The following is a 21491-nucleotide window of genomic DNA, read 5'->3' as shown; positions in this document are numbered from 1 at the left end:
GCGTCCAGCAGATTGATGCCCGATAATAATTCCCCAGGAGGGGCAAGGGCCCATCAAGGCTGCCATGCCGGACGCATGGATAAGGACGTACCGACTATCTTACCCTGTGCGCCTCGTTTTATGGGAGCGCGCAGGGAATAGTTTCTTTGTTGCGCAAGAAACGAAAACGCTATGCCTCATCCCAGTACTCATCAGAGAGCACTTTGAAGCAGATCTTCTTGATCGGCCCCGGCTCGGTGCTTTCCGGCACGAGGTTCGGCATATGCGGCTCGCCGACCATGAAGACGACGAAGCGTCCCTGGTCAAGCGACCCCTCAAGGAGGTTCGTGTTGCCGGGAGCCTCATGGCAGTAGCCCTTGTCGGCTGCCACATCGAACTCCCCTGCCGGCACGGTCTCTCCCGGTGTCGTCATGAATCTCTCAAAGCCCTCGAGGTCGACCTGCACATCCTTTTGTGCCTCTAGAATACGTGCCTAAGTGTTGCAAGAATGTTGTCAGATACGAGAATCTTAAAGCTTCGAGTTACCTGTATCTCCCCTGCATATCAGCTGAAAAGCGGGCCTTCGGACGTTCACGGACAAGCGGATGCATTCCGCCGAAAAGGAGGTCCGCCGAAAGGCCATTCATGGTGATTGCAGCATTTGAAGCTTAAGATTGGCAACGGATAGGAGTTTAAGGATAGAATTTGCTTATGCTTGTACGGTAGGTTGCCGCACCTGCGGCATCAACGTAATGGAGGAAGAAGCATGAAGGTTCTGTTCTATGAGACGAAGAGCTATGACAGGGATTCGTTCTCCGAGGCTCTGCCGAAGTTCCCGGACGTGAAGGTCGACTTCATTGACGCCAACCTTTCGCCGATGACGGCAGGCCTGGCACGCGGCTATGACGCAGTCTGCGCCTTCGTCAATGCCGATGTCTCTGCCATGACGCTCGAGGTTCTCGCCGGCTTCGGCGTGAAGATGGTCCTCATGCGCTGCGCAGGCTTCGACGCCGTCAACGTGCCGATGGCCAAGGAGCTCGGCATGACGGTCACGCGCGTTCCTGCCTACTCTCCTGAGGCAATCGCTGAGCACGCAATGGGCCTCGCCCTCTGCGCCAACCGCCGCATCCACAAGGGCTATATCCGCGTCCGCGAGAACAACTTCTCCCTCGAGGGCCTCGTCGGTGTCACGCTTCACGGCAAGACCGCAGGCATCATCGGCACCGGCCGCATCGGCGCAGCACTTGCCCGCATCTGCAAGGGCTTCGGCATGACCGTCCTCGGCACCGACCTCTATCCGAACCAGAACCTCATCGAAGAGGGCTGCATCGACGAGTATGTCGACTACGACGAGCTCTATCGCCGTGCTGACCTCATCTCGCTCCACGCCTTCCTCAACAAGGACTCCTACCACCTGATCAACGACGACACGATCGCCAAGATGAAGGACGGCGTCATCTTCGTCAACACCGGCCGTGGCGGCCTTGTCGACTCCAACGCCCTCATCCGTGGCATCCGCTCCGGCAAGATCGGCGCTGCTGGCCTCGACGTCTACGAAGAGGAGAACGCGAACGTCTACCAGGACCGCGAGTCCGAGATTCTCGGTTCCTCCATCGTCGCCCGCCTCTGCTCCTTCCCGAATGTCGTCATGACGAGCCATCAGGCATTCTTCACGAAGGAAGCCCTCGGCCAGATTGCAGAGTGCACGCTCGAGAACGCCCAGGCCTTCGGCCGCGGCACCGACTTCGTGCCGAAGAGCGTCGTCACCGCTCCGGGTGTCGAGTAGCCAACTCGACAGAAACTCGACCTGTAGAGTTCAGCCGCCCCAGACATTTCGTCTGGGGCGGTTTTTCCTTACGACCTGCGCATATGTGCCTCGCTTTGCGGGGTATAATGCGAACAAAAAGGGCAATTCTTCGAACGAGTACTGTGTTGGCTTTGTGGTGAGAACGTTGCCACATCTTGTTTAGCTGCGGATTCTGCTGCTCTTTACTCTCTTCTTTCAAACGTGACAAGCACGAATCGGTATAATGGCGCCTAGCTTCGGTGAAAGAAGACAAAGGTAGTAGAAACGCACCAGACAGTGCAAAACGTGTCCGCACGGTGCGGACACCAGGAATGCAAGGAGAGTCTGACATGCAGAAGAGAACCAAGATTGTCTGCACAATGGGTCCTGCGACCGACGACGATGATGTCCTGCGCGAGATCATCAAGAGCGGCATGAACGTGGCCCGCTTCAATTTCAGCCATGGTTCGCATGAGTATCACCGCAAGAACATCGAGCGCGTCCGCGCCATTTCCCAGGAGCTTGGCATTCCTGTTGCCATCATGCTCGATACCAAGGGCCCGGAGATCCGTACCGGCCTTCTGAAGGATCACAAGCCTGTCACGTTCGAGGTCGGCGACCACACGACCGTCACGACCGACAACACCATCGAGGGCACGCATGACCTCATCTCCCTCGACTACCAGAACCTCGCCAACGAGGTCGAGAAGGGCACCCTTCTCCTTATCGACGACGGCCTCATCGGCCTTCAGGTCGAGTCCGTTGAGGGCAACGAGATTCACTGCGTCGTCGAGTCCGGCGGCGTCCTGGGCGAGAAGAAGGGCGTCAACATCCCGAACGCCTTCATCAACCTCCCGTCCGTCACCGACCAGGACCGCGCCGACATCGAGTTCGGCTGCGAGCTTGGCATCGATGCAATCGCTGCTTCCTTCATCCGCGACGCTAACGCCGTCAACGAGATTCGCCAGATCTGCTACGAGAATGGCCGCCGTCACGTCGACATCTTCCCGAAGATCGAGTCCGCTCTCGGCGTGAAGAACTTCGACGAGATTCTCGCTGCTTCCGATGGCTGCATGGTTGCCCGTGGCGACCTCGGCGTCGAGGTGCCGACCGAGCAGGTTCCGCACATCCAGAAGACGATCATCCACAAGTGCAACATGGCCTACAAGCCGGTCATCACCGCTACGCAGATGCTCGACTCCATGATCCGCAACCCGCGCCCGACCCGCGCTGAGGCAAACGACGTCGCTAACGCTGTCTACGACGGCACCGACTGCGTCATGCTCTCCGGCGAGACGGCTGCTGGCCGCTACCCGGTCGAGGCTGTCAAGACGATGGCCAAGATCTGCGTCGAGACCGAGAAGTACCTCGAGACCCGCACGACCTACCATGAGCGCGAGGGTGTCCGTAACGTCAACTCCTCCATCGGCTTCGCTTCCGTCACGACCGCTGAGCGCGTCAATGCCAAGTGCATCCTGTGCCCGACGCACTCTGGCCGTACCGCTCGCCTGATCTCCAACTTCCGTCCGAAGCTGCCGGTCATCGCTCTCTCCCCGAGCGAGCACACGATCCGCAAGTGCTGCTTCTCCTGGGGCGTCGAGGCCATCAAGACCGTCGAGCAGGGCACGCTCTCCTCGACCCTCTATGAGTCCCTCAATGTCGCTAAGGAGCATGGCCTCGTCGAGCCTGGCGACATCGTCGTCGTTACCGCCGGCGATCCGCAGACGTCTCCTTCCCAGGGCGACTACATCACCTCTACGAACATGCTCATGGTCGCACAGGTCCAGTAGTTCGGTCTGCAGCATGACTTCTCGAGCCAGCTTCCATCTGAAGCTGGCTCTTTCTTTTTCGCTGGATTCGCAAGGGAGGCCAGCACCCCATACAGGTGCTGGCCTCCCCTCTTTCCACAGCATCGATGACCGTATCAGGTCCTGCTGTAGACATTCCTTCCTCCAACATAGGTGCGCACGACCTCGAGCTTCTGGTCGAGCAGCACAAGGTCTCCCCGCATGCCGACAGCGACATGGCCCCTGTCATGCATCTCGAAGAGATCTGCGGGGTTCTTTGTCATGGCCTTGGAGGCGTCCTCGATTGGAGCCCCGGTGAACTTCATGAAGTTGCGCAGTGCCTGCACCTGCGTCAGCGTGGAGCCTGCACGCACACCCGTCGTCGCGAGCTTTGCATCCCCATCGACGACCACGACATCGTTCACGCCGAGCTTGTACTTTCCATCCGGAAGCCCTGCCGCCATAATCGAATCGGTGATGCCGAGGATGCGGTCCCATCCCTTTGCCTTGAGATAGAGCCTGACGGTCCCTGGCACAAGATGGCGGCCATCGCAGATGGTCTCTGCATAGATATCGGTCTCGAGCGCTACGCCGAAGATGGCAGGCTCATGCTGGTGGAAGAGCCTCATGGCATTCCCGACATGCGTGGCTGCCTTGGCGCCGGCCTTCACGCATGCCATCGAGAGCTCATATCCGGCACCGGAGTGCCCGATTGCGGCCGTGATGCCCATGCCGGCAAGCTGCGGGATGAGCTCAGGCACGCCAGGCACCTCAGGCGCAAGCGTTGTATAGAGGATATGGCCGCCGGCAGCATCCTGATATTTCCGGAAAAGGGCAGGATCTGCCTCGTGCATGAGCAGATGCTCCGGCATGGCACCTTTGTACTCGGACGACAGGCACGGCCCTTCGAGATGGATGCCGACCAATGCCGCCCCATCATAGGGTCCGCCTTCGATGACCTCTTTCGCGGCAGCGATGCATCTGAGCGTCTGCTCAGGCGTATCGGTCAGGATCGAGCAGAGCCAGGCAGTCACGCCCTGCGAGGCGAAGAAGCGACCGATCTTGCGGAGTCCTGCTGCACTCCCCTCGTTCACATCGACCCCTGCGGCGCCATGCGTATGGACATCCATGAAGCCGGGCAGCGCATAGAGCCCCGAGGCATCGATGACAGGAAGCTCGCCTGGATTGTCGAATCCGGAACCGACGCGCGTGATGAGTCCCCGCTCGATAGTGATGTCGGCACGGAAGACCGAGCCGTCGCTCACGACGCGGGCACCCTGTATGTAGACGGAATCCTCCATGGCTCCCCTCCTAGTAGGCGCGCTCGCGTGCCACGTCATTCACATAGATGAGGGCATCGGGATGCTTCTGCAGAAGCGTCGCCGGGAACGAAGCCGAAATCTCTCCATAGGCAGCATGGCGGACAGCACCACGATGCCAGGTCCTGAATACGCCGAGGCGGACCTGGCGTGCCGACAGGATCTCTTTCATGCCGATGGTCACGGCACGATGCGGCATGTCTTCGAGGGCTCCGCAGAGATCGGCAGCGCTGTTCGTCGCCCTGGTCTCAGGACGGATAGAGAGCGCCCTGGTCTCGAGCTGCGCGAATTCATCTGCAGAAAGTTCAGGCTGGGGCTCATTGAAGGCAAGATGCCCCGTGATGCCGATACCGCCGAACGCGATATCGACACCGCCCAGGCTCTCTATCGCATCTCCGATGGCTTCGGGATGCGCAGGGTCCGGGAAGAGACGCTGAGAGGCCGGCATGGCAAGCTCGGGATCGAGCTTGGTGTAGACCATGCGGTTCATGAAGCCGCGAAACGACAGCCCATCGTCTTCTGAGATCCACTCATCCTCGTCTGTCAGATACTCGTCCATATTGCAGAACCAGACATTCTTGAGGGAGAGCCGCTCCTCGTTCACGAGCTTCACGAAGTAGGGGTACTGGCCCACCGGTCCCACCGGGCAGATGAAGACCGTACGTTCCTGCTCCCTATTATGCTCGCGGATGGTGTGGACCATATCCTGTGCCATCTGGAAGAAGACAGCCGCAGAGTCGCCCGGAAATGCAAGCGGGATCTTGGCGTCCTTCCCCAGATCCTCAGCTGAGATGTGATAGTAATCCATAGCTCCTCCAGCCGTTGAAAAGAGCCTCTCCCGCAGGACCGGGGAGCAGTCCACCAGAAGAGGCTCTCAGGGACAGCATGCAATCAAGCTGCTGTGCGCTACTTGTTCTCCTTGTAGAGCTTGTCGCCCTCGGTGATCACCTCGGACAGGACATAGTTCTCCACCGGCACTGCCTCGGTGATGCGGCCGTTGTCGAGGAAGACCTGCTGCTGTGCCTTGTAGTAGCCAAGGATCTTGTCGGTATCGCCGATAGCGTCGACAGCGCCCTGCCAGTCGCCTTCGCCGGTAGACTGCAGGAGCGTCTCCTCCGGAAGACCAAGCTTGTCAGCCAGGAGCTTTGCGACTTCGTCGATATGCTCGGCACGATATACCTTGCCCATATCGAGGGCAGCCTCGAAGCGCTCGAGCACCTCCTTGTTCGAATCTGCGTAGTCGGGCAGGCATACATAGGAGGACGGGAAGGCGACCTTGTCGGTGTAGTCGGTATTCGTGCCCAGGACCAGATAGTCATCGCCGAGCTGCTCCTCAAGCGTGATCGTATTCGGCGACCAGGTGGCACAGGCATCGATCTGGCCAGCAATCATTGCTGTCGTCATTCCGTCGACCTTCATCTCGGTCAGCGTGACATCGTCCTTCGTGAGGCCCGCATCGGCCAGGACATAGTTCAGGATGACTTCGGACGAGGTGCCGGAAGCTACGGCAATCGTCTTGCCCTTGAGGTCCTTGGCCGTGCTGATTCCATGGCTCTTGTTCGCCACGACGCAGTCTGCCTGGGAATTGCCCTCGAACGAGAAGATCTTTGCCTGGCCTTCGATGCACAGGGCATGTGCACCATGGCCGATCTGCGCGAAGTCGATGTCGCCGGACTGCATTGCTGCAATCTCTGCCGGACCGGCATCGAACTGCTTCGTCTCGACCGTGATATTGAACTTGTCGAAGTACCCCTGGTCGAGGGCAGCGAAGAGCGTGCCTGCAGAGCCAAGGTTCGGCATGAAGGCAACATTCACGCTGACCGGTTCGTACTTCGAGGAGGACCCGCTGTCCTTTGAATCGCTGGAGCCTGTGCTCTGCGCGTTCGAGCCGCAAGCGGCGAGCATAAGGCCTGCACCGCAGGCACCGACTGCACCAGCAGCCTTGAGGAACGACCGGCGGGTAAGTCCAAGCGCATCGATCTTGTTCATGGATGGTTCCTTTCCCCTGTTGCGTACCGCATTCCGATCCATTGTTCGGGGGCGCACCCCCGCAGACACCATGACCGCTATTTCCTGACGGAGAGATACTCCTGATAGACCTGGCTCCAGATATAGTTCTTGAGCTCGAGGAAGCGCGGAGACATCTTCGTCTCCTGCGTGCGCGGATACGGGATATCGATATTGACGATATCCTTCACGCGCCCAGGGCGCGCATACATGATCACGACACGCTGGGCAAGGATGATTGCCTCCTCGACATCGTGCGTGATGAAGAAGCAGGTCTTCTTCTCCTTCTCCCAGGTCTTCAGGAGCTCGGACTGCAGCTGCGTCCTCGTCTGGGCATCGAGCGCGCCGAACGGCTCGTCCATGAGCAGCACTTCAGGATTCACGGCATAGGCGCGCGCGATTGCGACACGCTGCTTCATGCCGCCCGAAAGCTCCTTCGGATAGCTCTTCGCAAAATCCTCGAGCTGCACGAGCTTGATGTACTTCTGCGCAATCTCGTTGCATTCTTCCGGGCTCTTGCCCTGGAGCTTGAGGCCGAACTTGACATTGTCTTCGACCGTGAGCCACGGAAAGAGGGCATATTGCTGGAACACGACGCCACGGTCGGGACCAGGCCCCTCCACCGGCTTGCCGTCGACCGTCACCGTTCCAGATGTCGGCTTCTCGAGACCGCCGATGATGTTCAGAAGTGTCGACTTGCCGCAGCCGGAAGGGCCGACCACGCAGACGAACTCGTTCTGGTGAATATCGAAGCTGACGCCGTTCAGGGCGGTCATCTCGCCCTTGCGGGTCTGGAACTTCTTGACGACATTGTCGATATGGACCCTCACCGGACGCGTATCCGAGAGGTCGTGGCTGATAGGTGCTTCATCGATCTCGAAAACAGTTTTCTCGCTCATCTTTAGCTCGCTTACTGACGAAGGCCTGCCGGAATGTAGAGTCGTCTACTGCTGGACCGTTTCCTGCCACCCCGTGAAGCGCTTCTCGAGATAGCGGACAATCTTCTCGAAGATGATGCCGATGATGCCGAGCATGATGATGCCGAGAAGCACGACATCCATCTGGTAGTAGCCGCTTGCCTGCTGGATCATCATGCCGAGGCCGCGGTCGCCGCCGACAATCTCGGATGCCATGAGCGTCGTGAGCGACGTGGAAAGGCCCAGGCGGGCAGCGACGAGGATGAAGGGCGTGGAAGCAGGGATGATCACCTTGAAAAAGATGTCCTTCTGCTTGGCGCCAAGCACCTTCGCAGCCTTGATGAGCGTCGTATCGACACCTTTGACGCCCTGGTAGATCGTGACGACCATGACAAGGAAGGCTGCAATGAAGATGACGGTGACCTTCGAGGTCTGGCCGATGCCGAGAGCTGCAATGATCAGGAAGACGTAGGCAAGAGGCGGGATGTTCCTGATGAACTGGATCCAGGGCTCGACGATATGGCGGAACGGGTCATACCATGCCATAAGAAACGCCACCGGGATGGAGACGACGAAGGCGATGCCGAAACCGGCAAGGACACGGGAGACCGATGCCCAGGCATTCTTCCAGAGCGTGCCGTTGCCAGACAGCTTCATGAACGCTTCCCAGACCTTTGCCGGAGACGCGAAGACCGCAGGCCACTTGCTTGATGCAAGCACCCATACGAGGATAGCGAGCGCCAGCGAGATCAGTTTCCATGCCCAGCTGGGCACCTTGTTCCAGATTGATGGCTTCTTCTCTTCCAACGTCTGCCTCCTTAGGCTGCCCTACCCAACAAGCTGTTCGCGAGGAAGTACTTACTCGTTTAAGTTGTCTGTTTTTTATCACAAGAAAGATAACGATTGAAGGAAGAATTTATTACGAGCCTGTCAAAAGACCGCTCAGCTTCGCTTCTGCTACCGTCCACCGCAATAATTACCGTTTGACCTCGGTAAACGGTTGGTCTTGATGCTGTCAGGAAAGTGTTTGCCTTCAGCTTGTCATGATATACTGAATGCAAGGTGAACGCGTTCTTTCACTTAATCGAAAAAGCTTTGAAACGAGGAGACGCTATGGGAAGGCACACAACCCTCAAGGATGTTGCCCAAGCAGCGGGCGTGACGACAGCCACCGTCTCCTATGTCATCAACAACACGCCAGGGCAGACCATAAGCCCCAAGACCCGCGAGCGCGTGCTCGAGGCCGTGGCGGAGCTCGGATACATGCCCAATGCCCACGCCCGCACCCTGAGGAGCCGCCGCATCTCCTGCGTCGGCGTTGTCATCCACAAGAACCTGGCAGTCCCCCGCTACAGCCAGATGGTCTATGGCATACAGGAAAGGCTCGAGCAGCGTGGCTACAGCGTGCTGCTTCTCGGCAATACCGTGGGACTCCAGGGCTACACCGATTATGTCAGCGCCTATCTCGAGGGACAGATCGGCGGCATTATCTTCATAGGGACCGAAGACCAGACGCCCGATCCAGACAGCATCCGCATCCTCCAGAACGAGCATGCACCGCTTGTTGTCTTCAACTGCAAGCAGGATGCCGACACCTACAGCACAGTCGATTATGACTATGCAGGAGGTGCCCGCCTGATTGCAGAGCGCGTCATGGCCACGGGTCCGAAACGGCTCCTGTATTTCGAGCCACAGATCGACACGGAGCAGGAACGCCAGCGCGAGCAGGGCATACGCGAGGTTGTCTCGGCACATCCCGACGTCGAGCTCAAGGTTCGCCAGGCACCGATCACCAAGGACAGAATCGAGATCTGGGATGCCCATCACTTTGTGGGAGACACCGAGGAAGGCATACGCCTGACCGAACGCTTCATCGAGGCCTGCCGCCAAGCTCTCGACGAGCTCGAAGACGGCGATGCCGTAATCGCATCCTGGGCTACCTGGACCCACTATTTCCGGAAGGCTGATCCAGACAAGAAGATCGTATACGCGGAGCTTGCCAACAACGGAGAGTCCTGGATGGCAGCGAACTTCTATACCCGCATGCCCAACTATGGAGCCGGCATCACCTGTGCCGACGAGGTGCTTTCCCTCATCGGCGGCTCGACGCCGCAGTCACGCCTGATCAAGCTCACGAACATCGTGACCGTCACAAGCCTCGATCTCTAAGCTTGCCCATCTGGCACAGTCTGCTTTTGATGCAGATTTACTGAATCGTATCAGCTCTATTGCACTTCTTTCCAAGCAGTGCGCCACCTATGGCAATCAAGAGCGAGCGGCATCATATGGCACGTAAGCGGCCATATTTTGGCCTTTTCTCCACGTCAGCAATCTCTTTTCTTGCATTTGCAGGTAAATCATTCCATAGTGTTGTTAGCTTAATCGCATAAGTTCCTACTGAGCGAGATGAGGCGATACCTTTGGATACAGCTTCCAGGAAGCGCGTGACGCTTCGCGATGTGGCCAAAGCCGCAGGCGTCGCCCCCGCCACCGTCTCCTACGTGATCAACAACGTGCAGAACCAGAAGCTGCGTCCCGAAACGCGCGAGCGCGTGCTCCAGGCAGTGAACGATCTGGGCTACATCCCCGATGCCAATGCCCGCACCATGCGCGGCGGCAAATCGTTCTGCGCCGGTGTTGTCATCAACAAGGACCTGGCGGTCCCCCGCTTTGCCCAGACGCTCCAGGGCATCCAGAAGGGACTCGATCAAGCAGGGTATTCCCTTCTTCTCTGCACGGCACGGCGCCAGGCAGATGGTCCTGCGGACTATATCCGTGCCTACATGGAGCGCAGGATCGACGGCGTGATCTTTCTCGGCAAGGACAACGAAGGTCCGGACCGTGCAGGCCTTGCCGCCATCCGCTCAAAGCACATCCCCCTTGTGGTCTATGACTGCCAGATGAAGCCAGGAACGTATTCGAGCGTCGATCTCGACTATGAAGGAGGAGCGCGCTTTCTGGTGGAACGCATCCTCGAAAAGCATCCCGGCAAGCTCCTCTACCTGAGACCCGACATCGCGAAGGCGCAGGAAGAGGAACGGGAGCGCGGCGTGCGCGAAGCCATGGCGCAACATCCAGACTGCCAGCTTTCCATCTGCACCGTGCCGGTCACCCTCGAAAACCTCGAGTCCTGGGATATCCGCTACTCTGTCGGCATGACCGACCAGGGCAGGGAGCTCACCGACCGCTTCGTCCAGACCGTCCGCTCGGCAGCCGCCGGGCTCTGCCTGGGGGATGCCGTGGTCTCGAGCTGGTCCACCTGGACCGACCTCTTCCGCAGCTTCTGCCCATCAGCGGGCCTCATCTTCGGCGAGCTTGCCAACAACGGCGAAACCCGCTTCTCCCCCGGCCTCTATCTGCGCCTTCCCAATGTGGAGGTAGGCCGCACCTGCGCCGATGCGCTTCTGCGCCTGATCGAGGGAAAGCCTGCCGAGGCCCGCACCTTGAAGCTCACCGACATCATCGATGCCTATCCAGCACCGCAGACGTGAAAGCGTCTGGAATCAGAAGACCCCCAAGAGAAAGGTGATGCCATGCCCCTCGTTCCACTCAAGCCCGTGCTCGATGCCGCCAGAGCCGGCGGCTATGCCCAGGGCGCCTTCAATGTGAATGCCGTCTGTCAGGCAAAGGCCGTCATCGAAGCCCACGAGATCCTGAGAAGCGCCGCCATACTGCAGGGAGCAGATCTTGCCAATGCATTCATGGGAGGGCGTGCCGACTTCCAGAACGGAACTGTCGAGGACAAGATCCGCGGCGCCAAAAACATCGGCGACGCCGTCAAGAAATTCGGCGAGAACAGCCCCATCCCCATCGTCTTGCACCTCGACCACGGGCGTGACATGGCATCTGTCAAGGCAGCCATCGCCGGCGGCTACACCTCTGTGATGATCGATGGATCGGCGCTGCCTTTCGAGGACAATATCGAGCTCACGCGCGAGGTCGTGAAGTACGCACATCCGAAAGGCGTCTCCGTGGAAGGCGAGCTCGGCGTCCTGGCGGGCGTCGAAGACCATGTATTCGCTGCCACAAGCACCTATACGAACCCGCTCAAGGCAGTGGAATTCGTCCGCGCGACTGGCGTCGATGCCCTTGCCATCTCCTATGGCACGATGCATGGACCATCGAAGGGCAAGAACGTGAAGCTGCGCCGCGAAATCCCGATTGCCGTACGCGAATGCCTTGCACATGAGGGGCTCGACTGCGCGCTCGTTAGCCACGGCTCATCGACCGTCCCCGCCTATATCGTCGAGGAGATCAACGAGCTTGGCGGCAGCATCCATAATGCCCATGGCATCTCGCTCGATGAGCTCAAGGCAGCCATTCCGGCAGGCATCAGCAAGATCAATGTCGACACGGACATCCGCCTGGCTGTCACGCGCAACATGCGCGAGCTCTTCCACCTGCGCCCAGAGCTCCAGAAGAGCGCATCTGTCGGCGGCGTATACGAGCTTCTGCTGGCACATCCCGAAAACCCCGATCCGCGCGTCTTCCTGCCACCTGTCTATGACACGGTCATGTACGGCACCGTGGAAGACCCTGACCGCCAGGCGCTCGTCGATGCAATCGAGCGCGGCGTCAAGGAAGCGGTCTCCACCCTCATCGTCGAGTTCGGCAGCTACGGAAAGGCGCCAAAGGTAGAGATGGCATCGCTCGACGAGATGGCAGAGCGCTACGAGAAGGCAGGCATCTAGCATGGGCACCCAGGATACGCTGCTTGTCATGCATGGAGGAGGCCCGACTGCCGTCATCAATGCCTCGCTGTTCGGGGCGGTCGACGAGGCGCTCAGGACACCGGAAGCAGGCCGCGTGCTCGGTGCGCTCGGCGGCGTCGGCGGCATTCTGGATGGACGCTTCGTCGACTTCGGCACGGTTTCCAGAGAGACGCTCGCGCTTCTGCCGCACTCCCCCTCCTCTGCCATCGGCACATCGAGAAAGCCCCTTGAGGAGAAGGACTACCGCGCGCTTGCCCATGCCCTCAAAAGGGAGCATGTCCGCTGGCTTCTGCCGACCGGCGGAAATGGCACGATGAACACCTGCGGCGAGATATGGCGGGCATGCAGGGCCGAAGGCGTGAATATCGATGTCGTGGGCATCCCCAAGACCATGGACAACGATATCGCTGTCACCGACCATGCGCCCGGCTATGCAAGCGCCGCCCTCTATATGGCAGCGAGCGTCTCGGAGGTCTGCTGCGATGTACGCGGCCTGCCGATCCACATCGTGATCGTGGAGGCCATGGGCAGAAATGCCGGCTGGGTCACGGCAGCAAGCGCCCTTGCCGATGAGTCCGGCACCGGAGGCCCCGACCTAATCTATCTGCCTGAGCGCGATTTCGACGAGGACCAGTTCCTGGAGAGCTGCCAGGAGCTCATCGACGAGAAGGGCTCAGGCATCGTGGTCGTCTCGGAGGGGCTCCACAATAAAGGCGGCGTGCCCGTGGCACCGCTTCTGATGGAAACCGGCCGCTCCCGGTATTTCGGCGATGTGAGCGCGCATCTTGCCCGCCTCGTCGTCCAGAAGCTCGGCTACAAGGCCCGCTCGGAGAAGCCTGGCCTTCTGGGAAGGGCATCCATGCCTTGGCAGAGCGCTGTCGACCGCGAAGAGGCCGTTCAGTGCGGCCGCGAGGCCGTGCGTGCGGCGCTCGAGGGCGACTCCGGCAAGATGGTCGGCATCGAACGCGTCTCGAGCGCGCCTTATGCCGTGCGCTACGTGCGCATCCCGATCGAGCAGGTCATGCTCGATGAACGGACACTTCCCGACCGCTACATCAATGCCGCAGGAAACGGCGTGACCGAAGAGTTCAGAAGCTGGCTCCGCCCGCTTCTTGGACAGGACCTTCCCCGCTTTGCAAGCTTTGTCTAGGAGGCATACATGAAGCATATCTTCCTCAATCTCAAGCGCTTCGATATCGTGTGCGAGCGCGGCGGCGTGAACCGCCTGTCAGCACCCGCCACATGGGGCACGGCCATCGCACGCGCGGTCGCCCCTGTCGCCACACGCTATGCAGGCACGGCCGAATTCGCTGCCTTCCTGCCTGAAGCGCATATCATCCCTGCCGTGCAGGAGAAAGGCACGGCGCCTTTCGGCATCGGCTGCCAGGGCGTGCACACAGAAGACAGCGCTCCAGGCGGCAACTTCGGCGCCTTCACGACGCTCAGGACCGCAAACTCGATGGCCGAGCTCGGCTGCAGCTGGACGCTCATCGGACACTGCGAAGAGCGCATGCACCTACGCTCCGTCATGGCCGAGGCAGGGGCAGATCCTGCCGCCATCGAACCTGCCGTCGACCGCATCCTTGCCCGCGAAGTCAGGGCAGCCCAGGCAGCTGGGCTCAAGGTCCTCTTCTGCATGGGCGAGCGCAGCGAAGAGCAGGATGCGTGGGACCAGGTGCTCACCCGCCAGCTCGAAGGCGGCCTTGCGGGCGCCGCAAAAGACGGCCTCAGGATTGCCTATGAACCGGTCTGGAGCATCGGTCCCGGAAAGACCCCGGCAGATGCCCCCTATATCGCAAAGGTCGCCCGTCTCGTGAAGGCTGCCCTGCCCGGTGTGGACGTGGTCTATGGAGGAGGGCTCAAGGCAGACAACGCCCAGATGCTTGCCGGCATCGACGAGATCGACGGCGGGCTCATCGCGCTCACGCGTTTCACAGGCGAGATCGGCTTCTATCCGGATGAGTATGCCGAAATCGTCGACCTGTATCTTGGCAAGTAGCACAGACATTCGCTTGAAAGGAAGAGGGACCATGCATCTCGAATTCGAATATGGCACCGGCAAGATGGGAGCGGAGCTCCCCGATTCGACCGATGTCTTCATCACCGGCAAGACCGTGAAGGACCCCCAGTGCCTGCCTCAGGACTGGGATTCGCTCTATGCCGCGACGCTCGACTCCATCCGCCATCCCATCGGCTCAGAGCCGCTCGCAGACCTTGCCCACCCTGGTGCCAAGGTCGTCATCGTCATCCCTGACATCATCAAGGGCGGCACCCAGCCGACCTCGCACCGCCGCGTCGCGATCCGTGCCTGCCTGGACGAGCTGTTCGCGAACGGCGTGAAGCACGACGACGTGCTGCTCCTGTTCTCGAACGGCCTCCATCCCCGCACGAGCACGGCCGAGGCCAAGCAGATCCTGGGCGAGGATCTCTACAACGAATTCGCGGCCACGAACCAGATCGACTCCCATGACTCGGAAAACTACGACGACCTGGTCGACCTCGGCTATACGCCCCAGGGCGACCATGTGATCATGAACAAGCGCGTCTATGAATCGGACATCGCGATTCTCATCGGACACACCCAGGGCAACCCCTATGGCGGGTATTCGGGAGGCTACAAGCACTGCGCGACCGGCATCACCCACTGGCGCTCCATCGCTGCCCACCATGTCCCCCGCGTCATGAGCCGGCCTGACTTCGTGCCCGTCTCCACCCATTCGATGATGCGCGACAAGTTCAACCAGCAGGGCATGTTCATGGAAGAGAAGATGGGCAAGAAGTTCTTCTGCTGCGATGCCGTGCTCGATACCTGGAGCCGCCAGATCGAGATCAATTCCGGCTGGGCCAAAGAGATGCAGCCCATTGCCTGGAAATGCGCCGACAAGCGCACCTACGTGCACTGGGCTGAGAAGAAATACGATATCGTCGTTATGGGCATGCCCACGAAGTTCCACTACGGCGATGGCATGGGCACGAACCCGATCATGATGATGCAGGCTGTGTCGGCCCAGGTAATCCGCCACAAGCGTATCCTTTCCGACCACTGCGTCTTCGTGATTGCCTCTTACTGCGATGGCTGGTTCCACGACGAGCGCTGGCCCTACCTGCGCGAGGAGTGGGAGGTATGGAACTCCGACGAGATGAACACCCTGAACGACATGATCAAGTACGGGGAGTATTTCGCGACGAACGAGGAATATATCCGCAAGTACCGCTTTGCCGGCGCCTTCCATCCCTTCCATGGCTTCTCGATGATGAGCTGCGGGAACCTGGCCGAGAAATACCTGTCCGCAACCTACATCGTCGGCGCGAAGAAGCCGGGCATGGCCCGCTCGATGGGACTCAAGACGCGTGCGACCTTCGAAGAGGCCATCAAGGACGCAACCGACAAGTATACCGATGGGCATCCCAACATCCTGGCGCTGCCGGGCGCCTATGTGAGCGCCGTGCCGCATCTGTGCATGAAGGATCCCTCGCAGAACTCGCACTACCGCGACGATGCGCCAGCCCATCCTTGCGGATGCTAGGAGGGCTTCCGTGATACGCCTGAACGAAGAGGGGCTGGGCTGCAAGGTCAGCACGCAGGACATCGAGCGCTCCCTGGCTGAGCACCCTTCCCTCATGGAAAGCTGCTGGGCAGGCACGCCGCATGGCACGGACTGGCTCGGCTGGCTCTCTGTCGACCAGTGGGCAGGGCCCCAGGAGCTAGCCCGCATCCATGCGCTTGCCGACCGGCTGCGCAAGAAGACAGACACCCTGGTCCTCATAGGTGTCGGAGGGTCGAACAATGCGGCACGCGCGGTCCTCTCGGCTCTTGGTCCAGCCGATCCTTGCCACCGTGTCGTCTATGCCGGCAACACCCTTTCCGCCTGGACCCTGAGAAAGCTGCTCGAGAGCCTTGAGGGCCACGAGGTGGCACTGTTCTGCGTCGCGAAGAACTTCAGGACGCTCGAACCCGGAAGCTCCTTCAGGCTCCTGCGGCAGCATCTGGTCTCCCAGCTCGGCAAGCGGGCAGCAGCAGAGCGCATCGTCTGCAACGGCACCCCAGGATCCGATCTCGAGCGGCTCTGCTCGGATGAAGGCTACACGTTCACGACCTTCCCGCCGAATGTCGGCGGGCGCTATACGGCGCTCACTGCCACTCATCTCCTGCCGCTCGCCTATGCCGGCATCGATATCGATGCGCTGGTGAAAGGAGCGCGTGCTGAGGAATCGGAGCTGCGCCGTCTGCCCGACCACACAAATCCGGCACTGCGCTATGCGCATCTGCGCTCTCTCGCCGGACGATCGGGGCTCACCATCGAGCTTCTTGCCTCCTTCGAGCCACGTCTTGCCGATTTCGGCCTCTGGTGGCAGCAGCTGTTCGGGGAGTCCGAAGGAAAGCAGGGCCGGGGCCTCTTCCCGGCCTGCGCCCGCTACTCCGAGGAGCTCCATAGCCTTGGCCAGTATGTCCAGGATGGCACGCACCAGCTCATGGAGACCTTCCTCGATATAGCAGAGCCCGGACCGGACGATCATCTCGTCCTCGGCACCAGCGATATCGCGGACGGCTTCGGCTATCTCGATGGAGCGGATTTCTGGGATATCAACAAGACGAGCTTTCGTGCCGTGCTGAAGGCACACGCATCGGTCCTTCCCTGTGCGACCATAGAGATTGGGCGCCTCGATGAGCAGCACATGGGAGCGCTCTTCTACTTCTTCATGCTGAGCTGCTACTGCTCCGCCGAGCTTCTGGGGGTCGATCCGTTCGACCAGCCAGGCGTCGAAGCCTACAAGCAGCTCATGCACCATGCATTGGGACGCGTCGAGTAAGGAGCCTCATCCGTGTCAGAGATGTACCTTGTCTTCGTCGTTGCCTTCCTGGCATCGCTTCTGGGTCCGCTCTGCGGCATCGGCGGCGGTGTCATCATCAAGCCTGTCGTCGATGCGATGGGGATCCTTCCGGTCGCGGTCGTCTCCTTCCTGTCTTCGGTCTCGGTCCTCACGATGTCTCTGGCAACGCTTCTGCAGAATGCCGTCTCGAAGACGTCGACCATCAAGGTGCGCTCCATGCTGCCGGTTGCCCTCGGATCGGCAGCAGGAGGCGCCGCCGGCAAGATCTTGTTCAACCTGCTCAGCCAGAATCTCCACGACAGGGAGCTTGTCGGCGCCTATCAGGCAGCTATCCTCATCATCCTGACCATTATCGTCTTCATCTACACGCTCAAGCGCTCCTCGCTCAGAAGCTTCCGCATCGGCCGCCCGCTTGCCAGCGCTCTCATCGGCGCTGCCGCCGGCGCTCTATGGTCCTTCCTCGGCATCGGCGGCGGTCCCTTCAATCTTGCAATCCTCATGTTCTTCTTCTCGATGGATTCCAAGCCTGCCGCCCAGGCATCGCTTTTCATCATCGCCTTCTCCCAGACAGCAAGCCTGCTCTATTCGGTCTTCCTCGGAGGCCTGCCAGCGTTCGAGCCGTTCATGCTTGCCGGTATGTGCCTGGCTGCCCTGCTGGGCTCTGTCATCGGCCGCCAGATTGCCCGGCGCATCGATTCCCATGCGGTCGATGTGCTCTACCGCTGCGCCCTGGTCCTGATCATCCTGATCTGCTGCTACAACTTCGCAAGGTTCTGCGGCATCCTATGAGCCTCAAAGACATCCGGCTTTCCCAAGGCCCGTGCAGCATCCATGCTGCACGGGCCTTCTCCTGCCGCGCACACGCTGTTTTCTACCATTCACGGGCTCTCGTCTTTCTCTATTTACGTCAGATATTTCCGATGTATACTTCATTTGTGTCTGATATATCCGATGTTATAAGGAATCAACTATGAAGCATGAGGAATGCCAAGAGAGCATGCAGCATATCGGCGAGAGCCTGAAGCGCTGGCGCACGATAGCGGGCATCACGGCCGATGGGCTTGCGCAGGAGCTCGGCATATCGCGCGATACCCTCTCGCGTGCCGAGCGCGGAGACCTCGCGGTCTCGGTCGGCACCGTGCTCGATATGGCAGCAGATTTCGGCCTCCTCTCGAAGGTGGAAGCGGCCTTCGATCCTGCACAGGACGAGATAGGACGCATCGGCATTGCCAAAGGCCTTCCGAAGCGCGTGCGCAGGACGAAGGAAGCCGTGCCACAGGATTGGAGAAACAGCATGAACTGGTATGAAGGAAGCTTTGTCTATCAGATCTATCCTCTGGGGCTGACCGGCGCTCCCTGGAGAAACGATGGCTCCCAGGAAGGCGCCACGAACACGGACGCGCACCGTCTCCTCAAGATCGTGAACGATGGCTGGGTCGACCATATGAAGAAGCTCGGCGTCAGCTGCCTGATGCTGAACCCGGTCTTCGAGAGCGACTCCCATGGCTATGACACGAGGGACTATACGAAGGTCGACAGCCGCCTCGGCACGAAGGAGGACTTGAAGGCCGTCGTGGATGCCTGCCATGAAGCAGGGATACGCGTGCTCTTCGATGCCGTGCTGAACCATGTGGGCCGTGGCTTCTGGGCCTTCCAGGACGTCCTCGAGAAGCATCAGCAGTCTCCCTACGCCGGATGGTTCAATATCGACTGGAACGGCAACTCTGCCTATAATGACGGATTCTCCTACGAGACCTGGGCAGGCGTCCCCGAGCTCGTGAAGCTCAATCATGGCTGCTTCGAGCTCAATGACTATCTTGCCGATGTGATCCGCGGCTGGGAAGCCGACTACGATATCGATGGCCTCCGCCTCGATGTTGCCTACTGCCTCGACGATGGCTATCTCGGCTACCTCCGCCAGATTGCTGATGGCCTCACCGCAAAGCGCGGAGAGAAGTTCCTTCTCCTCGGCGAGACGATGTTCGGCGACTACAACCGCTGGATGAACGACCATGCCTGCGATTCCGTCTACAACTACGAGGCCTACAAGGGCCTCTGGTCTTCCATGAACGCAGCGAACATGCATGAGATTGCCTATGCCTTGGAGCGCCAGAGCGGCGACAAGCCCTGGGACCTCTACACAGGAAAGCATCTGCTCGATTTCGTGGACAACCACGATGTCCCGAGAATCGCAACGCAGCTCGCCGACAAGAAGCAGCTGAAGCCGCTCTATGGCCTCCTCTTCGGCATGTGCGGCGTACCCTGCGTCTACTACGGCTCCGAGTGGGGCATCGAAGGCGTCCAGGACTACGGTGACCACAAGTTGAGGCCGGCTCTCGACAAGCCTGAATGGAACGATCTCACCGACTGGATTTGTGCCCTCTCCGAGGCGCGCTTCACGACGGAAGGCGCAGAGGCTCTCTGCGAGGGCGACTACCATGAGCTCCTCTGCCAGCCGCAGCAGCTTGTCTTCCAGCGTGCTGCCCAGGGGCGCCGTGTGATTGTCGCTGTCAATGCCTCGAAGGATCCGGTCGTCCTCCACTTCGATGCGGGATGCGGGAGAGCACAGGACCTCATCACGGGCGAAGACCATGACTTCGGTGCAGGCTCCGAAGTTGGCCCCTATTCCTGCCACTACTGGCTCTGCGAACGCTAAGGCGAAGACATACCCCGGAGATGCTGATGGCCGCCCTGCCTGGCAGGACGGTCATCTTTCCTACTCCCCTATGACGCCACGGGCACGCTCTGTCGTCGTCGATATGACGCAGCGGTTTGCTGGCAGCCACACGGTGCCCCATTCGAAGGGGACTCCATTGTCGAGCGTCACAAGCTGCTCGAGATTGAGCACGGGCGCCTTGTCGTCGCACTTGAGCCAGCGTGCCCGCTCAGAGCCAGCAACGCAGGCACAGTAGCGCTGTTCCGAATGGCCGATAGCATGGCCCGAGCAGCGCTCGACTGCCGCAAAGAGCGACTCATGCTCGAAGTCCACCTGGTCGAGACCGGGCGCTGCCTTGAGGCTGAGGTGGCTCTCGATGAACATGACCGGCACATCCTCGACCGTGCGGATGCGTGCAAGATAGAGATAGGGTTCCCCTGGCTTGATGCCCAGAGACGTCGCACAGAGGCCCTCTGCCTCCTCGATCCGCATCTCGCAGACGATCGTGCGAAAGCGTATGCCTTGCACGCTCATGGATTCGCCGAACGAGAGCAGCCTGTTTCCTGATGGCCTTGCCATGACCGGCTGCGTGACGAAGGTGCCACGTCCGCGCTGCTGCGTCAGGAGCCCCTCGTCCACAAGGGCGCGTATGCCCTTCTGGACCGTGCCACGGGAGAGCCCGAGCATGTCCATGAGCTCATGCTCAGAAGGGATGGGAACGTCTTGGCCCCACTCCCTGGAATAGATCTTCTCGCGCACATAGTCTGCGACCTGCACATGGAGCGGTACAGCGCCCTGCCTGACAAACTTCTCCATCCTAGCAGGCTGCCTTCCCGAAGCGCAGGAGACCCTGGCGCAAGATCTCGTCGACCCTGTCCCCTGTCGTCCTGAAGAACTCAGGCGTCAGGAGCGAATAGGTCGGTGCGTCAGCAAGATGGCGCTCGTTGTTTCCGTCGAGGAGCACGTCTGCTGCCTTCACGCCACGCTCTACATCCTCTGCGAGGATAGGATACTGCGGGAAGGCTGCACACTCATCTATGAGGGACGGGGTGAGCGGGACACGGCGCTCGAGGAAGAACGTCCTTCCATAGAGCTCGAAGTCCTTCTGTTTCCTGATGCGGGTCCGATCTCCGGGCTTCACGCCGATCTCAGCGATATAGCGCCTCGTCGCACCGTTGTAGCCAGCATCGCAGACCAGATGCGCCCAGGCACCGAGCACGATATCGGTGACCTCTGAAGGGTTCTTGCCCTCGATATAGAGGTCCCAGAACTTCTGGTACTGGGGCACAGGGATGGTTGCCGTCTCGGCCATATGCGTCATCCCATACGGCAGCTTGTGGGAGACATCGGGCACCATCCAGCCGACATAGAGGTCGGGCAGGAAGTTCCCGAAGAGGAAATTCCCGATATCGCGGATGCCAAGAGCATCCGTTTTCTCCTCCCTGAGGAGACGTTCCACGTGTGCTGCATGTATGTTCCAGCTGGGCATATGCCT

Annotated in this window: 19 protein-coding genes; 11 read left to right on the top strand and 8 right to left on the bottom strand. The window is 59.9% G+C overall.

Annotated features, from left to right (window positions below):
• Positions 1-169: 169 nt before the first annotated feature.
• Complete coding sequence (locus VXJ24_RS07015; RefSeq protein WP_330972216.1) at positions 170-445, bottom strand: YhcH/YjgK/YiaL family protein; 276 nt, start codon at positions 443-445, stop codon at positions 170-172.
• A 300-nt stretch (positions 446-745) separates the two neighbouring features.
• Between VXJ24_RS07015 and VXJ24_RS07010 the strand changes: the two genes are divergently transcribed.
• A complete protein-coding gene (locus VXJ24_RS07010; RefSeq protein ID WP_330972215.1) occupies positions 746-1765 on the top strand; it encodes a 2-hydroxyacid dehydrogenase in 1020 nt (339 codons plus the stop codon).
• Between the two features lie 350 nt (positions 1766-2115).
• The gene (pyk, locus tag VXJ24_RS07005; protein WP_330972214.1) at positions 2116-3555 is read left to right on the top strand and encodes a pyruvate kinase; all 1440 of its coding nucleotides are present in this window, start codon (positions 2116-2118) and stop codon (positions 3553-3555) included.
• A 134-nt stretch (positions 3556-3689) separates the two neighbouring features.
• Here pyk and nagA read toward each other — a convergent pair whose 3' ends face one another.
• The 5 genes from nagA to VXJ24_RS06980 form a co-directional block, all read right to left on the bottom strand.
• Positions 3690-4853 (bottom strand): N-acetylglucosamine-6-phosphate deacetylase, encoded by a 1164-nt coding sequence (gene nagA, locus VXJ24_RS07000; RefSeq protein ID WP_330972213.1) that lies wholly within the window; start codon positions 4851-4853, stop codon positions 3690-3692.
• 10 nt (positions 4854-4863) lie between these two features.
• Positions 4864-5679 carry a sugar phosphate isomerase family gene (locus tag VXJ24_RS06995; RefSeq protein ID WP_330972212.1) on the bottom strand — a complete coding sequence of 272 codons (816 nt, stop codon included), beginning with the start codon at positions 5677-5679 and terminating at the stop codon, positions 4864-4866.
• Positions 5680-5777: 98 nt separating this feature from the next.
• Positions 5778-6860: an ABC transporter substrate-binding protein gene (locus VXJ24_RS06990; RefSeq protein WP_330972211.1), complete on the bottom strand. Its 1083-nt coding sequence runs from the start codon at positions 6858-6860 to the stop codon at positions 5778-5780.
• A gap of 77 nt (positions 6861-6937) precedes the next feature.
• Positions 6938-7777 (bottom strand): ABC transporter ATP-binding protein, encoded by an 840-nt coding sequence (locus tag VXJ24_RS06985; protein WP_330972210.1) that lies wholly within the window; start codon positions 7775-7777, stop codon positions 6938-6940.
• Between the two features lie 45 nt (positions 7778-7822).
• Positions 7823-8602 (bottom strand): ABC transporter permease, encoded by a 780-nt coding sequence (locus VXJ24_RS06980; RefSeq protein WP_330972209.1) that lies wholly within the window; start codon positions 8600-8602, stop codon positions 7823-7825.
• Positions 8603-8908: 306 nt separating this feature from the next.
• On the opposite strand from VXJ24_RS06980, the gene VXJ24_RS06975 reads away from it, so the two are divergent.
• The 9 genes from VXJ24_RS06975 (at position 8909) to VXJ24_RS06935 (ending at position 19996) form a co-directional block, all read left to right on the top strand.
• The gene (locus tag VXJ24_RS06975) at positions 8909-9964 is read left to right on the top strand and encodes a LacI family DNA-binding transcriptional regulator (RefSeq protein ID WP_330972208.1); all 1056 of its coding nucleotides are present in this window, start codon (positions 8909-8911) and stop codon (positions 9962-9964) included.
• A 251-nt stretch (positions 9965-10215) separates the two neighbouring features.
• Positions 10216-11286: a LacI family DNA-binding transcriptional regulator gene (locus VXJ24_RS06970; protein WP_330972207.1), complete on the top strand. Its 1071-nt coding sequence runs from the start codon at positions 10216-10218 to the stop codon at positions 11284-11286.
• 42 nt (positions 11287-11328) lie between these two features.
• A complete protein-coding gene (locus VXJ24_RS06965) occupies positions 11329-12486 on the top strand; it encodes a class II fructose-bisphosphate aldolase (protein ID WP_330972206.1) in 1158 nt (385 codons plus the stop codon).
• Position 12487: 1 nt separating this feature from the next.
• Positions 12488-13657 carry a diphosphate--fructose-6-phosphate 1-phosphotransferase gene (locus VXJ24_RS06960; protein WP_330972205.1) on the top strand — a complete coding sequence of 390 codons (1170 nt, stop codon included), beginning with the start codon at positions 12488-12490 and terminating at the stop codon, positions 13655-13657.
• 9 nt (positions 13658-13666) lie between these two features.
• Positions 13667-14506 (top strand): triose-phosphate isomerase family protein, encoded by an 840-nt coding sequence (locus VXJ24_RS06955; protein WP_330972204.1) that lies wholly within the window; start codon positions 13667-13669, stop codon positions 14504-14506.
• A 31-nt stretch (positions 14507-14537) separates the two neighbouring features.
• Complete coding sequence (locus VXJ24_RS06950) at positions 14538-16034, top strand: lactate racemase domain-containing protein (protein WP_330972203.1); 1497 nt, start codon at positions 14538-14540, stop codon at positions 16032-16034.
• A gap of 10 nt (positions 16035-16044) precedes the next feature.
• Entirely contained in the window at positions 16045-17319 is a 1275-nt protein-coding gene (locus tag VXJ24_RS06945) for a glucose-6-phosphate isomerase (RefSeq protein WP_330972202.1), read from the top strand.
• Positions 17320-17340: 21 nt separating this feature from the next.
• Positions 17341-18129, top strand: a complete 789-nt coding sequence (locus tag VXJ24_RS06940) for a TSUP family transporter (RefSeq protein ID WP_330972237.1) — start codon at positions 17341-17343, stop codon at positions 18127-18129.
• 208 nt (positions 18130-18337) lie between these two features.
• Complete coding sequence (locus VXJ24_RS06935; RefSeq protein ID WP_330972201.1) at positions 18338-19996, top strand: alpha-amylase family glycosyl hydrolase; 1659 nt, start codon at positions 18338-18340, stop codon at positions 19994-19996.
• A 60-nt stretch (positions 19997-20056) separates the two neighbouring features.
• On the opposite strand, the gene VXJ24_RS06930 is transcribed toward VXJ24_RS06935, so the two are convergent.
• Both VXJ24_RS06930 and VXJ24_RS06925 read right to left on the bottom strand, forming a co-directional pair.
• Positions 20057-20812: a GntR family transcriptional regulator gene (locus VXJ24_RS06930; protein WP_330972200.1), complete on the bottom strand. Its 756-nt coding sequence runs from the start codon at positions 20810-20812 to the stop codon at positions 20057-20059.
• A 1-nt stretch (position 20813) separates the two neighbouring features.
• Entirely contained in the window at positions 20814-21485 is a 672-nt protein-coding gene (locus VXJ24_RS06925) for a hypothetical protein (RefSeq protein WP_330972199.1), read from the bottom strand.
• Between the last annotated feature and the right edge of the window lie 6 nt (positions 21486-21491).

The sequence above is a fragment of the Olsenella kribbiana genome (assembly GCF_036408795.1).
GTDB lineage: Bacteria > Actinomycetota > Coriobacteriia > Coriobacteriales > Atopobiaceae > Olsenella_L > Olsenella_L kribbiana.
This window is presented reverse-complemented; position numbering and strand designations above follow the sequence as displayed.

What these genes read in the sequence shown, in the direction of transcription:
- VXJ24_RS07010 (WP_330972215.1), top strand. Translation starts at nt 746, where the DNA reads ATGAAGGTTCTGTTCTATGAGACGAAGAGCTATGACAGGGATTCGTTC.
- pyk (WP_330972214.1), top strand. Translation starts at nt 2,116, where the DNA reads ATGCAGAAGAGAACCAAGATTGTCTGCACAATGGGTCCTGCGACCGAC.
- nagA (WP_330972213.1), bottom strand. Translation starts at nt 4,853, where the DNA reads ATGGAGGATTCCGTCTACATACAGGGTGCCCGCGTCGTGAGCGACGGC.
- VXJ24_RS06995 (WP_330972212.1), bottom strand. Translation starts at nt 5,679, where the DNA reads ATGGATTACTATCACATCTCAGCTGAGGATCTGGGGAAGGACGCCAAG.
- VXJ24_RS06990 (WP_330972211.1), bottom strand. Translation starts at nt 6,860, where the DNA reads ATGAACAAGATCGATGCGCTTGGACTTACCCGCCGGTCGTTCCTCAAG.
- VXJ24_RS06985 (WP_330972210.1), bottom strand. Translation starts at nt 7,777, where the DNA reads ATGAGCGAGAAAACTGTTTTCGAGATCGATGAAGCACCTATCAGCCAC.
- VXJ24_RS06975 (WP_330972208.1), top strand. Translation starts at nt 8,909, where the DNA reads ATGGGAAGGCACACAACCCTCAAGGATGTTGCCCAAGCAGCGGGCGTG.
- VXJ24_RS06965 (WP_330972206.1), top strand. Translation starts at nt 11,329, where the DNA reads ATGCCCCTCGTTCCACTCAAGCCCGTGCTCGATGCCGCCAGAGCCGGC.
- VXJ24_RS06960 (WP_330972205.1), top strand. Translation starts at nt 12,488, where the DNA reads ATGGGCACCCAGGATACGCTGCTTGTCATGCATGGAGGAGGCCCGACT.
- VXJ24_RS06955 (WP_330972204.1), top strand. Translation starts at nt 13,667, where the DNA reads ATGAAGCATATCTTCCTCAATCTCAAGCGCTTCGATATCGTGTGCGAG.
- VXJ24_RS06950 (WP_330972203.1), top strand. Translation starts at nt 14,538, where the DNA reads ATGCATCTCGAATTCGAATATGGCACCGGCAAGATGGGAGCGGAGCTC.
- VXJ24_RS06940 (WP_330972237.1), top strand. Translation starts at nt 17,341, where the DNA reads ATGTACCTTGTCTTCGTCGTTGCCTTCCTGGCATCGCTTCTGGGTCCG.
- VXJ24_RS06935 (WP_330972201.1), top strand. Translation starts at nt 18,338, where the DNA reads ATGCAGCATATCGGCGAGAGCCTGAAGCGCTGGCGCACGATAGCGGGC.
- VXJ24_RS06930 (WP_330972200.1), bottom strand. Translation starts at nt 20,812, where the DNA reads ATGGAGAAGTTTGTCAGGCAGGGCGCTGTACCGCTCCATGTGCAGGTC.
- VXJ24_RS06925 (WP_330972199.1), bottom strand. Translation starts at nt 21,485, where the DNA reads ATGCCCAGCTGGAACATACATGCAGCACACGTGGAACGTCTCCTCAGG.